The following is a 13,659-nucleotide window of genomic DNA, read 5'->3' on the forward strand; positions in this document are numbered from 1 at the left end:
GGATCGGGGTCCGGCCTTCGGCCGCGTGTCAGGCAGGTGGTCGTGCGGTCGGTCAGCCCACGGAGACGCCGTGCGAGCGCAGGTAGGCGACCGGGTCCACGTCCGAGCCGTAGTCCGGCGAGGTGCGGATCTCGAAGTGCAGGTGCGGTCCGGTGACGTTGCCGGTGGCGCCGGACAGGCCGACCTGCTGCCCGGCCGTCACGGTCTGACCGGCCGAGACGGAGAGCTGGGACAGGTGGGCGTACTGCGCGTACTTGCCGTCCTCGAGCTGGATGACGACCTGGTTGCCGTACGCGCCGCCCCAGCCGGCGGAGACGACCGTGCCCGCGCCGACGGCCTTGAGCGAGGTGCCGGTCGGGACGACGAAGTCGACACCGGTGTGGTAGCCGCTGGACCACATGCTGCCGGACATGTGGTACGGGGTGCCGACGGCGGCGCCGTCCACCGGGAGGCTGAAGCCGGAGGCCTCGGCGGCCGGCTTGGCGGCAGCCGGCTTGGCGGCGGTGTCGGCCTTGGAGGACGACTCGGAGGCGGGCGACTTCTCAGCCGACGCCTTCGGCTTCTCGGCCGCCTTCGGCGCGGACGACTGCGTCTTGGGCTCGCTCGCCGCCTTCTTGCCGACCGAGAGCTTCAGGCCCGGGTGGATCAGCGACGGGTCGGCACCGACCTCGTCACGGTTGTCGGCGTAGAGCTTCTTCCAGCCGCCGCTGACGTTCTGGTCGTCGGCGATCTTCGCGAGATAGTCGCCGGCCTTCACGGTGTACGTGTGAGCGCCCGTGGCCTTTTCGGCGGCCTTCTTCTCAGCGGCCGGAGCAGACTGGACGGCCTTTTCCGGGGCCGACTGCGGGGTCGCGGCGTGGGCGCCTGCGGCCCCCATGAGCGGAAGGGCGAGAGCGGCCCCACCGGTTCCGGCGACGGCAATGGAGCGGGTGAAACGCTGGGACTTCGGACGGCGATGCTTACCCTTCGCGGGCATGGCGGATTCCTCTCCGGCGCCTGCGAGGTGAGCTGTCGGGTGCGGGCTGGAGATGCCCGGCCGCGCCGAAGTGCGGCTGAACCCCAAGCCGTTCCGGGAACCGGAACAGGCGTCGTACCTGTGGGTCCCCCGCTCCTGCCATACACGGGTGAGTGTGTGCGGGCTCCGGGCGGCGGCAGGATTAGGCGTCCGTCCGGATTGGTGTGGAACGTAAGCGACTCAGACGCAATGGGACAAGCTTGCGGTTGCCTGTGACGGTCTTTTCCTTGATGCGTCGGCACATTTCCCGTCACCGAGCGTGGATTCCCGATCTCCGTTTTTCCTCAATGCCCCTGAATAACGCAAGAATTACGTGAACATGACGACAACACATCGTCACGAATATGACGATGGTCACGCACCCCGACCCCATCTCCTTTACGATCGGGGCACGTTATACCGAAACACCTGAAGTGCCTTATTCGCCTTATTCGGACAGAACGGCTACTTGCGCTTAAGACGGACGACCGTGGCATCCAGGTCCCCGCGCAGGCCGAGCCGCAGCCCGTGATGCGCCAGTACGGCCCCTCGGTGAACTTCGCCCGTTTCGAGGCATTCATACGCTGCTGTCGGGTCGAGACCCCGCAGCCGGAGCGCCGGAACGGGCTCGCCGTAGCGCTGCGCCTGGAGCCAGGCCAGGACGACGGTCTCGTCACCGAGGACGTACTGCACCGCACTCGAGCCGCCCTCCGGGGCCCTCAGTCGGTACAGGTCGCCGCGCTGCACCACGGGCCGGATCTCCTTGTAGAGCTCCACCCACCGCCGCGCCTCGGCGAGCTCCTCCGCCGTCCACCGCGTGAGGTCGCCGCCCACTCCGAGCACCCCGGCCATGGCGCTGACGAACCGGAACCGCAGGGAGCTGGCCCGCTGGTTGAGCATGGCGTTCGGGCTGTCGGTGACCCAGGCGGCCATCACCCGGGCCGGATGGATCTGGCTGAAGCCGTGCTGGATGGCGAGCCGGTCGAGCGGGTCGGTGTTGTCGGAGGTCCACACCTGGTCCGTGCGGCCCAGCACCCCGAGGTCGATCCGGCCGCCGCCGCCCGAGCAGGACTCGAAGGCCACACCGGGGTGGGCCGCCCGCAGCCGGTCCAGCAGGGCGTACAGGGCGCGGACGTGGTCGACCCAGAGCCGCTGCGGGTAGGGGTCGTCCGGCCAGCCGGCGTCGGTGAAGCAGCGGTTGAAGTCCCACTTGACGTAGTCGATCGGCGCACTGGAGAGCAGCCCGTCGAGCTGCTCCCACAGGTACTCCTGGACGTCCTCACGGGCCAGGTTCAGTACGAGCTGATTGCGGAATTCCGTCCGCTTTCGTCCCGGTTGGTACTGCACCCAGTCGGGGTGCGCGCGGTACAGGTCGCTGTCCGCGTTGACCATCTCCGGCTCGACCCAGATCCCGAACTGCATGCCGAGGCCGTGCACATGGTCGGCGAGCGGCTTCAGCCCGCCCGGGAAGCGGTCGGGGTTGGGCGTCCAGTCACCGAGCCCGGCCCGGTCGCTGGTCCGGGACCCGAACCAGCCGTCGTCGACCACGAACAGCTCGACACCCATGGCCGCGGCCCGCGCGGCGAGCGCCCGCTGCTGCCCCTCCGAGATGTCGAACTCGGTGGCCTCCCAGGAGTTGAACAGCACCGGCCGGTCCCGGTCCGCGTCCGGGACGACGTGGGTCCGCTGGTAGGCGTGCCAGGCGCGGCTCGCCCCGCCGAAGCCGCCGTCGCTCCAGAGCCCGGCGAAGACGGGGGTGGTGTACGACTCGCCCGTGCCCAGCGTCAGCAGGCCCGAGTCGTCATGTCCGGCCCCGCCGGTGATCTGCACGCGCGCGTCCGGGAGTTGGGCGACCGCGATCCGCCAGGACCCGGACCAGCCCAGGGCGCAGCCGTAGACCTCCCCGCGCTCCTCGGTCGCGTCGGTGTCGAGCGCGACCCACGGCAGATGCTGGTGGGAGGTGTGGCCGCGGCGGCTGCCGATGACCTTCTCGCCGTAGGTGAGGGCGGAGCGCGTCAGCCGGGACTCGGCGCCCCAGCGGCCGTGGAGCTGGGACAGCCGCCAGGTGTCACGGTCGGGCAGGGTCCAGGTGGCGGAGTCGGCGCGCAGCACCTCGACGGCCGGTCCGTGGTTCTCCAGGGTCACCCAGCGCTCGACGACATCGGCCGAGGAGCGCATCCGGTAGTGCAGCGTGACGGCCAGGTCGCCGTCGCGGAAGCGGAGCCGCAGCTCGCCGTCGCCGTCGCCGGTGTCATGGCCCTCGTAGGCCCACTCGGTGCCGCGCCGCTCGGCGGTGCGCACGGACAGGGCGGGCCGGGCGAAGCGGGGGCCGCCCTCGACCGGGTACTCCTCGCGCCCGTCGAGCGGGGATTCGAAGGCCCAGTAGTCCGGCAGCGGCCGGACGGCCAGGGCCTCGGCGTCGGCGAGGCCGATTTGGGCACCCCAGTGCAGGTGCAGCAGTTCGTCCCGGTCGGTGACATGGACGGCGTAACTGCTGGCCGGCCCCGAGAGCACCCATGTACGACCGTCTTCGGAGATCTCCAGCATCAAGCCCTCACAGATTCGAACAAGCCCGACCAGGTGCGACCAGGCACGAACATCATCGAGGGCTTCGGGGGCTCCGGGCAACGCCTGTGGACAACTCATTGCCCCTGGCAGGCATGTCGTATCGTCGGGTGGTGCCCGTCGACGAGCCGCGACGACGGCGCCGAGTGGGAGGAGCCCCCGTGACGCAGCAGGTCCCCTCGACCGAACCCGAGCTGGCCGCAGTGCGCAACTTCCGTGATGTGGGCGGGCTGCCGACCGAGGACGGACGGCGGGTGCGGCAGGGAGTGCTGTTCCGCAGCGGCCACCTCGCGCACGCGACCGGCGAGGACGCCGCCTTCCTGACCGGTCTGGGCCTGCACACGATCTTCGACTTCCGCAACGAGGCCGACCAGAAGCTCGAGGGGCCGGACGTCGAGCTGCCGGGCGTACGCAATGTGAACCTGCCGCTGAGCGACCCCGCCGACGGCGCCGAGTTCTGGAAGATGGTCCGCGACGGCGACCTGGAGCAACTGCGCGCGATCCTCTCGGACGGCAAGGGCGCGGGCCGGATGATCGCCTCGTACCGCACGATCATCAAGCACCGCACCGCCGAGCACTCGAAGGTGCTGCACGCGCTCGCCGAGGACAGCGTCCCCGCGCTGATGCACTGCGCGGCGGGCAAGGACCGCGCGGGTCTGTCGGTCGCGGTGACGCTGCTCGCGGTGGGCGTCGAGCGCGAGGCGATCGTCGAGGACTACCTGAAGTCGAACGCCAAGCACCGCCGCTACAAGGTGCGGCGCAGCGGCTCCGCCGACTCGGCCTACTCCCCCGAGGTCATGGAGCTGCTCAGCCCCCTGTTCGACGCGCGCGCCGAGTATCTGACAACGGCGTTCGACACCATTGAGGAGACCTGGGGCGGCGTCGACGCCTATCTGGAGAAGGGGCTCGAGCTCGCTCCGGAGACGCGTGAGCGACTGCGCGAGCGGCTTCTCGACTGAGGTACGGGTCAGCGGGCCCCCGCCTCGAAGAGGAAATAGACGAACGCGGCGAAGACATGCCCCATCACGAGGTAGATGAACAGCCGCACCCACAGGGCGCGCGGGAACTTCTCCTCCATGTCGCTCAAGGCGTCTCTCCAGGGGTGGGGCCCAGGCACAGGGTGGCCGTGGGACTCTGCAACAGGGTGTGGACGAAAAGCAGCTCGACGCCGTCCTGGTCCTCGGCGGCGATCCGGTGCGGGGTGAGCGAGTCGAAGTGGGCGCTGTCGCCGGGCGCCAGCCGGTGGGTGGCGTCCCCGAGGCGCAGCCGCAGCCGGCCCCGCAGCACATGGAGCCACTCCTCTCCCGGGTGGACGCGCACGATGTCGCCCTGGGAGCCGTGGGGCACATGGACGCGCAGGGCCTGCATCCCGCGCCCGGAGGCGCCGGCCTGCCAGTACGTCCAGCCGCCTGCCGCGGTCGGTTCCATGTCGGCCGCGCGGACGACGGCGTCCCGGCCCGCGACCGTCTCACCCAGCAGTTCGGAGACGGTCGTACCGTAGACGCGGGCGAGCGCGAGCAGCATCGGCAGCGAGGGCTGGCGCTGTCCGGTCTCCAGACGGGAGAGGTGGGCGGGCGACAGCCCGGCGGCGCGGGCCGCGGCCTCCAGCGTCAGGGAGGCCTGGCGCCGCAGCGCGCGCAGCTGCGGGGCGACGGCGGGCAGCGCACCGGGCTGTTCGGCCGGCGAGTCGGACCCGGAGGACCCGGACCGCTCGGTCTCGGAGGAGCTCATGCCTCCATTCAGCCGGAGACTTGCCTCTGCGGCAACTTTCTTGCCTCAGAGGCAAACCCGCAGCCCCGCGCCCCACAACCCCCACCTACCGATTCGCCACCGCCTGCTTGACCAGTGTCTTCCCGAAGTCCCACACCAGACCGCCGTCGTGGGCGTCGTCCATCACGGCGGTGAAGGCGTCGACGAACCGGTCCACCTCCCGCTCGCCGATGATCAGCGGCGGGATCAGCTTGATCACCTCCATATGGTCGCCCGAGACCTGGGTGAGGATCCGATGCCGCTGGAGCAGCGGTACGACGACCATCTGCGCGAACAGCCCCTTGCGCGCGGCCTGGAGCATGGCCCAGCGGCTGCGCAGCTTCAGCGACTTCGGCCGGCCGAACTCGATGCCGATCATCAGTCCCCGGCCGCGGACGTCGGCGAGCATCTCGTACCGGTCCGTCAGTGCCGCCAACCGGGACCTGAGCTGTTCTCCGGTGGCGCGGACGTTCGCCACGACCTGCTCGTTCTCCATCACCGACAGCACCGCCAGGCCCGCCGCCATGGCCTGCGCGTTGGACCCGAAGCTCGCCGAGTGGACCAGCACCCGGTCCATGGACGAGTAGACCTTCTTGAAGATCCAGTCCTTGCCGAGCGTGGCGCCGACCGGCACATAGCCGCCGGAGAGCGCCTTGGCCACGCACACCAGGTCGGGTTCCACACCGTCCTCGTGCTGGTAGCCGTAGAAGTCGCCGGTGCGGCCGAGGCCGGTCTGCACCTCGTCGGCGATGAGCAGCGCCTTGTGCCGGTGCAGCAGTTCCTGCGCGGCGAGCAGATAGCCGGGCGGGGCGGCCAGCACGCCCTTGCCCTGGATCGGCTCGACGATCAGGGCGGCGACGTCGCCCTTCTTCAGCTCCCGTGCCAGCGCGTCGAGGTCGCCGAGCGGTACGGCCGTGTCGGGCAGCAGCGGGGCGAAGCCGTCGCGGAAGCCGGACTCGCCGTTCACGGAGAGGGAGCCGGTGGTCAGGCCGTGGAAGGCGTGCGCGCAGTACAGGATCCTGGGCCTGCCGGTGACGAACCGGGCGAACTTCAGCGCTCCCTCGACCGCCTCCGTGCCGCTGTTGCCGAAGAACACCCGGTCCAGATGCGGGCTGTGCGCCAGCAGCTTCTCCGCCAGCAGGCCGGGCAGCGGCTGGCAGTCGAACCGGGTGAGGTCGGCGAGCCCGGCGTCCAGGACGTCGTGCAGTGCCTTGCGTACGACGGGGTGGTGGCGGCCGATCCCCATCACCCCGAACCCGGCGAGCATGTCGAGGTAGTCGTTGCCGTCGGCGTCGTAGAAGTAGGCGCCCTCGGCCCGCTCGTAGACCTTGTCGAAGCCGATGGTGTGCAGCATGCGCGGGAGCTGGTGGTTGAGGTATCTGGAGTGCAGCTCGTAGCGCTCGGCCGCGCGCTCGGCCAGCACCTTGCCGAGGTCGAACTCCCCGGCCTGCGACGACTCCGACGCGGACTCGGCGGTTGTCATTCCAGTGGCTCCTTGGACAGCTCTTGCTTGACGGCCAGGCTCGCGCTGATCCGTCCGGCGATCTCGACGGGTGTCAGGCCGATGTCGGCGAGCACCTCGCCGCGCTTGGCGTGCGCGAGGAACTGCTCCGGAATGCCGAAGCGCCGTACCGGTACGTCGACGTCGGCGTCACCGAGGGCCAGCGCCACGGCCGAGCCGACCCCGGCCGCCCGGCTGTTGTCCTCGACGACGGCGACCAGGCGGTGGTCGGCGGCGAGGCCCGGGAGCGCCGGGTCGACGGGCTTGACCCAGCGGGGGTCGACGACGGTGCAGCCGATCCCGCGGGCTTCGAGGAGTTCGGCGGCCTGGAGGCAGACGGGCGCCATCACGCCCACGGCCACCAGGAGAACCCGTGGCTCCTGAGCACGGTGCAGCACGTCCAGTCCGCCCACCCGGTCGAGAGCCGGGACCGAGGGGCCGACGGACTCCTTCGGGAAGCGCAGCAGGGTCGGGGCGTCGTCGACGGCGACCGCCTCGCGGAGCTGGGCGCGTAGCTGGTCGGCGTCACGCGGCGCGGCGATCCTGAGGCCGGGGACGACCTGGAGGACGGACATGTCCCACATGCCGTTGTGGGAGGCCCCGTCGACCCCGGTGACCCCGGCCCGGTCCAGGACGAAGGTCACCCCGCAGCGGTGCAGGGCCACGTCCATCAGGAGCTGGTCGAAGGCACGGTTGAGGAAGGTGGCGTAGACGGCGACGACCGGGTGCAGACCGCCCGTCGCCAGGCCCGCCGCGGACACGGCCGCGTGCTGCTCGGCGATGCCGACGTCCCACACCCGGTCAGGGAACCGCTCGGCGAACCCGCCGAGGCCGACCGGATGCAGCATGGCGGCGGTGATCGCCACCACGTCGTCCCGCTCCTCGCCGATCCTGACGATCTCGTCGCCGAACACGGAGGTCCAGGAGGGGCCGCCCGCCGGTGAGAGCGGCGCGCAGGTCAGCGGGTCCATGACGCCGACGGTGTGGAAGTGGTCCTCCTCGTGGGCGAGGGCGGGTTCGTAGCCGCGGCCCTTCTCGGTGAGGCAGTGGACGAGGACCGGCCCGTGGAAGCGCTTCGCGCGCCGCAGGGCTGACTCCACGGCCCCGATGTCGTGCCCGTCGATCGGGCCGACGTACTTCAGGCCGAGGTCCTCGAACAGGCCCTGCGGGGCGAAGGCGTCCTTGAAGCCCTTCTTCGCGCCGTGCAGGGCCTCGTACAGGGTGTGGCCGACCAGGGGCGTGCCCTGGAGCACGTCCTTGCCCCAGGCCAGGACCCGCTCGTAGCTGTCGGTCGTGCGCAGGGCCGCGAGGTGGTTGGCGAGGCCGCCGATGGTGGGGGCGTAGGAGCGTTCGTTGTCGTTGACGACGATGATCAGCGGCCGGTTCTTGGCGGCGGCGATGTTGTTCAGGGCCTCCCAGGCCATGCCGCCGGTCAGGGCGCCGTCGCCGATGACCGCGACGACATGGCCCTTCTCCCCCTGCACCTGGCGGGCCTTGGCGAGCCCGTCGGCCCAGCCGAGCGCGGTGGAGGCGTGGCTGTTCTCGATGACGTCGTGCTCGGACTCCTCACGCGAGGGGTAGCCGGACAGGCCGCCCTTGCCGCGCAGTTTGGAGAAGTCCTGCCGTCCCGTCAGAAGCTTGTGGACATAGCTCTGGTGGCCGGTGTCCCACAGGATGCGGTCGACCGGTGACTCGAAGACCCGGTGCAGGGCCACGGTGAGCTCCACCACGCCCAGATTGGGTCCCAGATGGCCACCGGTCCTGGCGACCGCGTGCACCAGGAACTCCCTGATCTCGTCGGACAGTTCACCGAGTTCCGCCTCGGACAGCGCCTTCAGATCGCGTGGTCCCCGGATGCTCTCCAGAATCGTCACGTCGGGCCCCCTTCGGTTCCGTGCTGTTCAGCTCACGGTGACGGCCGGCTCCCCCGGCCCCGTGCCGTCCTGCTCCATCTGCTCGGCGATCTTCATCGCCTCTTCGATCAGCGTCTCGACGATCTTCGACTCGGGGACGGTCTTGATGACCTCGCCCTTCACGAAGATCTGCCCCTTGCCGTTGCCGGAGGCCACCCCCAGATCGGCCTCCCGCGCCTCGCCTGGTCCGTTGACCACACACCCCATGACGGCGACGCGCAGCGGCACTTCCATGCCCTCGAGTCCGGCCGTGACCTCGTCGGCGAGCTTGTACACATCGACCTGGGCACGCCCGCAGGACGGACAGGAGACGATCTCCAGCCTGCGCTCCCTGAGGCCCAGGGACTGCAGGATCTGGATGCCGACCTTGACCTCCTCGGCCGGCGGGGCCGACAGCGACACCCGGATCGTGTCGCCGATGCCCCGGGACAGCAGGGCGCCGAACGCGACCGCGGACTTGATCGTGCCCTGGAACGCCGGGCCCGCCTCCGTCACCCCCAGGTGCAGCGGGTAGTCGCACTGCTCGGCGAGCTGCCGGTACGCCTCGATCATCACGACCGGGTCGTTGTGCTTGACGGAGATCTTGATGTCCCGGAAGCCGTGCTCCTCGAACAGCGAGGCCTCCCACAAAGCGCTCTCCACCAGCGCCTCCGGGGTCGCCCTGCCGTACTTCTGGAGCAGCCGCCGGTCCAGCGACCCGGCGTTGACTCCGATCCGGATCGGCGTGCCGTGGTCCTTGGCGGCCTGCGCGATCTCCTTGATCCGGTCGTCGAACTGCTTGATGTTGCCGGGATTGACGCGGACGGCCGCGCAGCCCGCCTCGATGGCCGCGAACACGTACTTCGGCTGGAAGTGGATGTCCGCGATCACCGGGATCTGCGACTTGCGCGCGATGGTCGCGAGCGCGTCCGCGTCGTCCTGGGTCGGGCAGGCGACCCGGACGATCTGGCAGCCGGACGCGGTGAGTTCGGCGATCTGCTGCAGAGTGGCGCCGATGTCCGACGTACGGGTCGTCGTCATCGACTGCACCGACACCGGGGCCCCGCCCCCGACCGGCACCGGACCGACCTCGATCCGGCGCGACACGCGCCGCTCGGCGATCGGCCGGGCCGGCACCTCGGGGACACCCAGCGAAATGGCGGTCATGGCATCTGCTCCCGGTTCCCGGAGACCGTCTCGCGCAGGGCGCGCAGGGACTCCTTCAGCGATCCCATGGTGGCGAGCACGGCGGTGGGCTCGTAGCCGCAGTGCGCCATGCAGTTGGCACAGCGCGGGTCCTTGCCGCGGCCGTACTTGTCCCAGTCGGTGTCCTCGACCAGCTCCCGGTACGTCGGCACGTACCCGTCGCTCATCAGGTAGCAGGGGCGCTGCCAGCCGAACAGCGAGTAGTTCGGGATCGCCCACGCGGTGCACGGGAAGTCGACCTTGCCCTCCAGGAAGTCCAGGAAGAGCGGGGAGTGGTTGAGCCGCCAGCGCCGCCGGTTGCCGCCCGCGAAGGCCTTCTTGAACAGCTCGCGGGTCTGCTCCACGCCGAGGAAGTGCTCCTGGTCGGGGGCCTTCTCGTAGGCATAGGCGGGCGAGATCATCATCTCGTCGACCTTGAGGTCGTCGTTGAGGAAGTTCAGCACCTCGATGATGGTCTGCGGGGTGTCCGTGTTGAAGAAGGTCGAGTTGGTGGTCACCCGGAAGCCGCGCCGCTTGGCCTCCTTGATGGCCTCCACGGCCTCGTCGAAGACGCCCTCCTTCGCCACCGACTCGTCGTGCCGCTCGCGCAGCCCGTCGATGTGCACCGCGAAGGCGAAATAGGGGGAGGGCTTGAACTTGTCCATCTTCTTGCGCATGAGCAGCGCGTTGGTGCACAGGAAAACGTACTTCCGCCGGGCCACGAGCTGACGCACGATCTCGTCGATCTGCGGGTGCATCAGCGGCTCGCCACCGGCGATGGACACCATCGGGGCACCGGACTCCAGCACCGCTCCGACCGCCTGCGCGACCGGCATCCGCTGCTTGAGCACTCCGGCCGGGTGCTGGATCTTGCCGCACCCCTCGCACTTGAGGTTGCAGGCGAACAGCGGCTCCAGCTCGACGATCAGCGGGAACTTGTCCCGCCGGCGGAGCTTCTGTTCAGCCAAATATGTAGCGACCTTGATGGACTGTCGAAGCGGCATGGCCATCTGGCTCACCTCCTGGGGAGCAGCAAGGAACGGTGCCATTCGAAGAAAACGGGAAGGACGGAACGAAGGACACGGAAAGCTGATATTCCACCGCGCACCGTGCCGATCCGGACGAGTTCATGTTCTGGAGCGTCCACGACCACCCGGACGGCCGCAACCGGGCGCTCGCCCGCGCGCACGGCGCTCAGGAGCGTGACGGCGGACTCCATGTCGACCGCGATCGCGCCGGTGGCGAGGAGATCGGACCGTTCGGGACCGCGTACGACATGGTCGGAGCCGGTGAGCGGCCCGGTGTGCACGGTCCGCCCGGGTACGGCCCGGGCCAGCTCCTTGACCAGCAGCTCGGTGCCGACACAGGCGGTCGTGCCACGCGGGTCGCGGGTCTCCTCGGCGACGACCAGGTCGCCGGGGTGCATGCCGGGCGCGAGACCCGCGCAGAAGCCGGTGGCCAGGACGGCGGCGTCGCGCTGGGCCGGATCGGCGAGCATCCGGGTGACGGACCGCTCGGCCGCCGCCGGTCCCATGCCGGTGCGCAGCACGGTGACCGGCCCGCCGGCGCCGCCTCGGTCGCCCGCGCGCAGGGCGAGCTGCTCGATGCCGAGCGCGCAGGCGATCAGCAGCGGGACCGGGGCGGGCTGGGCGGTCATCAGCTCCCCTTGGCCTCGGTGAACGGCCTCCCGGCCTCACCGCTCCCCTTGTGCCGGTCGGCGAAGGGCTCCCCGTGGACGTACCGGCCGAGCGCGGTGAGCGGGAAGACCTGCCGGTAGAGGTGGTAGTTGATCGAGAAGTCCCACGGGAAGCCCGTCCCTGTGAAGTACGGCTCGTCCCAGGAGCCGTCCGCCCGCTGGGTGGCGGCGAGCCATTCGACGCCGCGTTCGACGGGCTTGGAGTCCCGCTTCCCCGCCGCGAGGAGGGCCATCAGCGCCCACGCCGTCTGGGAGGCGGTCGAGGCGCCCTTGCCGCTCCACTCCTTGACGTCGTGGTAGGAGCGCAGGTCCTCGCCCCAGCCGCCGTCGTCGTTCTGGACGGACTCCAGCCAGGTCACGGCCCGCCGGATCGCCGGGTGCGCGGCGGGGATGCCTGCGGCCACCAGGGCGGGTACGACGGATCCGGTGCCGTAGACGTAGTTGACACCCCAGCGCCCGAACCACGAGCCGTCCGGCTCCTGTTCGGCCAGCAGCCACTCGATGCCGCGCCGGGTGCGCGGGTGGTGGGCGAGTCCTTCCACCGCGAGCATCTCGACGACGTGCGCGGTGACGTCGGCGGAGGGCGGGTCGATGACCTCGCCGAAGTCGCAGAACGGCAGCCGGTTCGGGAACGGGCTGGTGTTGTCGACGTCGAAGGCGGCCCACGCGCCGTTCTTCGACTGCATGCCCAGGGTCCAGCGCAGACCGCGCCCGATGGCCTTGTCGATCCGCTCCGGATCGTGGTGGGTGATCCGGCGCAGCGCGAGGATCACCTCGGCGGTGTCGTCGATGTCGGGGTAGTTGTCGTTGTGGAACTCGAACGCCCAGCCGCCGGGCGGCAGTCCGGGCCGCTTGACGGACCAGTCGCCGGGTCTGACGATCTCCTCGCCCAGCATCCAGTCCGCGGCCTTCACCAACCGGGGGTGGTCGGCGGGCAGTCCGGCGTCGGCGAGCGCGATCGCGGCGAGGCAGGTGTCCCAGACCGGCGACTGGCAGGCCTCGATCATCCGGGCCCCGTCCTCGCGCCATACGGCGAACCGGTCCAGGGACGCCAGGCCCTCCCGCATCACGGGGTGCTGGAGGTCGTAGCCGAGCAGGTGCAGGGCGATGATCGAGTACACGGCGGGCGGCTGGATTCCGCCCCAGCAGCCGTCGTTCTCCTGCCGTTCGACGATCCAGCGGGCGGCGCTGTTCATGGCGGCTCTGCGCAGCCGGCGCGGGGCGACCTTCCGCAGGGCGTGCAGGCCCTTGTCCATCCGCTGGAAGGCGCCGTCCCAACTGGCCATCGGGGCCAGGGGCTTGACGGGGTTCGGGGCGGCCGGGTCGGTGTGCAGCTCGTCGAGCGGGAAGGGCGCGGGGCGTACCGGCCGCTTCGCGGAGACGATCGTCAGCGGCACGATGGTCTGCCGGGCCCAGCAGCCGAAGTCGTAGATGTTGAGCGGCAGCCACTTCGGGAACCAGATGAGTTCCGGCGGGAGTTCGGGCAGGTCGTCCCACTTCCACCAGCCGAACAGCGCGAGCCAGATCCGGGTGAAGACCCGGGCGGCGGCGATGCCGCCCCGCTCGCGGATCCAGGCGGAGGCAGCGGCCATGTGGGGCGCGTCGGGCGCGTCTCCTGCCAGGCGGAGGGCGACGTAGGCCTCGATGCTGGCGGAGAGCTCGCCGGGGCCGCCGTAGAAGGTGGCCCAGGCGCCGTCGTCGCGCTGCTCGCCGCGGATGAAGAGGGCCGCGGCCTGGGTGGTCTTCTCGTCGCGGATGCCGAGGAACTGACGGAGCAGCAGGTCCTCGGCGTCCATCGTGACGTTGGTCTCGAGGTCGCCCTTCCACCAGCCCTCGGCGTCCTGGCGGGAGAGCAGGAAGTCGGTGGCGCGCCGGGCGGCGCGTGCGGCGGCTTCTGGTACCCCGGCCGCCGCGGGGATGTCGGTGTCGTGTTCGCTGGCCGCGGCGGCGCGGGGTGGCAGGGCCCCGGTGCTTCCGTCGGTCGTCGCTGTCATGGCTTCCCCTTCGTGCAGTGGTGCAAGGTGTGCAGCTGCTGTGGGTCCGCCGTCGGCCGGTGCTCCGTGCTGTCTCGCGGCAC

11 protein-coding genes and 1 riboswitch are annotated in these 13,659 nt (G+C 70.5%); of the genes, 1 reads left to right on the plus strand and 10 read right to left on the minus strand.

The genetic code is table 11. The features are described 5' to 3' along the window. Nucleotides 1-52 precede the first annotated feature (52 nt). Both ACFTZL_RS28715 and ACFTZL_RS28720 read right to left on the minus strand, forming a co-directional pair. Complete coding sequence (locus ACFTZL_RS28715) at nucleotides 53-976, minus strand: peptidoglycan DD-metalloendopeptidase family protein (protein WP_382588376.1); 924 nt, start codon at nucleotides 974-976, stop codon at nucleotides 53-55. A 4-nt stretch (nucleotides 977-980) separates the two neighbouring features. Further along, nucleotides 981-1,137, minus strand: a riboswitch (cyclic di-AMP (ydaO/yuaA leader). A 322-nt stretch (nucleotides 1,138-1,459) separates the two neighbouring features. After that, a complete protein-coding gene (locus ACFTZL_RS28720; protein WP_382588378.1) occupies nucleotides 1,460-3,541 on the minus strand; it encodes an alpha-galactosidase in 2,082 nt (693 codons plus the stop codon). 179 nt (nucleotides 3,542-3,720) lie between these two features. Between ACFTZL_RS28720 and ACFTZL_RS28725 the strand changes: the two genes are divergently transcribed. Beyond that, nucleotides 3,721-4,518 carry a tyrosine-protein phosphatase gene (locus ACFTZL_RS28725; protein WP_382588380.1) on the plus strand — a complete coding sequence of 266 codons (798 nt, stop codon included), beginning with the start codon at nucleotides 3,721-3,723 and terminating at the stop codon, nucleotides 4,516-4,518. An 8-nt stretch (nucleotides 4,519-4,526) separates the two neighbouring features. Here ACFTZL_RS28725 and ACFTZL_RS28730 read toward each other — a convergent pair whose 3' ends face one another. From ACFTZL_RS28730 to shc, 8 genes are all read right to left on the minus strand, one after another. Continuing rightward, nucleotides 4,527-4,646: a DUF6126 family protein gene (locus ACFTZL_RS28730; protein ID WP_037834720.1), complete on the minus strand. Its 120-nt coding sequence runs from the start codon at nucleotides 4,644-4,646 to the stop codon at nucleotides 4,527-4,529. Next, nucleotides 4,643-5,290, minus strand: a complete 648-nt coding sequence (locus ACFTZL_RS28735) for a helix-turn-helix domain-containing protein (RefSeq protein ID WP_382588382.1) — start codon at nucleotides 5,288-5,290, stop codon at nucleotides 4,643-4,645. The genes ACFTZL_RS28730 and ACFTZL_RS28735 overlap by 4 nt, the downstream gene beginning before the upstream one ends. A gap of 85 nt (nucleotides 5,291-5,375) precedes the next feature. Further along, a complete protein-coding gene (locus ACFTZL_RS28740) occupies nucleotides 5,376-6,791 on the minus strand; it encodes an aspartate aminotransferase family protein (RefSeq protein ID WP_382588384.1) in 1,416 nt (471 codons plus the stop codon). Then, a complete protein-coding gene (gene dxs, locus ACFTZL_RS28745; protein WP_382588386.1) occupies nucleotides 6,788-8,683 on the minus strand; it encodes a 1-deoxy-D-xylulose-5-phosphate synthase in 1,896 nt (631 codons plus the stop codon). Before dxs ends, ACFTZL_RS28740 begins: the two co-directional genes overlap by 4 nt. A 27-nt stretch (nucleotides 8,684-8,710) precedes the next feature. Further along, nucleotides 8,711-9,868 carry a flavodoxin-dependent (E)-4-hydroxy-3-methylbut-2-enyl-diphosphate synthase gene (gene ispG / locus ACFTZL_RS28750; RefSeq protein WP_382588388.1) on the minus strand — a complete coding sequence of 386 codons (1,158 nt, stop codon included), beginning with the start codon at nucleotides 9,866-9,868 and terminating at the stop codon, nucleotides 8,711-8,713. After that, the gene (gene hpnH / locus ACFTZL_RS28755) at nucleotides 9,865-10,896 is read right to left on the minus strand and encodes an adenosyl-hopene transferase HpnH (protein WP_382588390.1); all 1,032 of its coding nucleotides are present in this window, start codon (nucleotides 10,894-10,896) and stop codon (nucleotides 9,865-9,867) included. Before hpnH ends, ispG begins: the two co-directional genes overlap by 4 nt. A 5-nt stretch (nucleotides 10,897-10,901) precedes the next feature. Continuing rightward, nucleotides 10,902-11,543 carry a 1-hydroxy-2-methyl-2-butenyl 4-diphosphate reductase gene (locus ACFTZL_RS28760; protein ID WP_382588392.1) on the minus strand — a complete coding sequence of 214 codons (642 nt, stop codon included), beginning with the start codon at nucleotides 11,541-11,543 and terminating at the stop codon, nucleotides 10,902-10,904. Continuing rightward, nucleotides 11,543-13,576 carry a squalene--hopene cyclase gene (shc, locus tag ACFTZL_RS28765; protein ID WP_382588394.1) on the minus strand — a complete coding sequence of 678 codons (2,034 nt, stop codon included), beginning with the start codon at nucleotides 13,574-13,576 and terminating at the stop codon, nucleotides 11,543-11,545. The genes ACFTZL_RS28760 and shc overlap by 1 nt, the downstream gene beginning before the upstream one ends. Nucleotides 13,577-13,659: the final 83 nt, after the last annotated feature.

The sequence above is a fragment of the Streptomyces sp. NPDC056948 genome (assembly GCF_042674225.1).
GTDB classification, from domain to species: Bacteria; Actinomycetota; Actinomycetes; order Streptomycetales; family Streptomycetaceae; genus Streptomyces; species Streptomyces purpurascens.

Coding starts and splice junctions, on each gene's coding strand:
- ACFTZL_RS28715 (WP_382588376.1), bottom strand. CDS start 976: ATGCCCGCGAAGGGTAAGCATCGCCGTCCGAAGTCCCAGCGTTTCACC.
- ACFTZL_RS28720 (WP_382588378.1), bottom strand. CDS start 3,541: ATGCTGGAGATCTCCGAAGACGGTCGTACATGGGTGCTCTCGGGGCCG.
- ACFTZL_RS28735 (WP_382588382.1), bottom strand. CDS start 5,290: ATGAGCTCCTCCGAGACCGAGCGGTCCGGGTCCTCCGGGTCCGACTCG.
- ACFTZL_RS28740 (WP_382588384.1), bottom strand. CDS start 6,791: ATGACAACCGCCGAGTCCGCGTCGGAGTCGTCGCAGGCCGGGGAGTTC.
- ispG (WP_382588388.1), bottom strand. CDS start 9,868: ATGACCGCCATTTCGCTGGGTGTCCCCGAGGTGCCGGCCCGGCCGATC.
- hpnH (WP_382588390.1), bottom strand. CDS start 10,896: ATGGCCATGCCGCTTCGACAGTCCATCAAGGTCGCTACATATTTGGCT.
- ACFTZL_RS28760 (WP_382588392.1), bottom strand. CDS start 11,543: ATGACCGCCCAGCCCGCCCCGGTCCCGCTGCTGATCGCCTGCGCGCTC.
- shc (WP_382588394.1), bottom strand. CDS start 13,576: ATGACAGCGACGACCGACGGAAGCACCGGGGCCCTGCCACCCCGCGCC.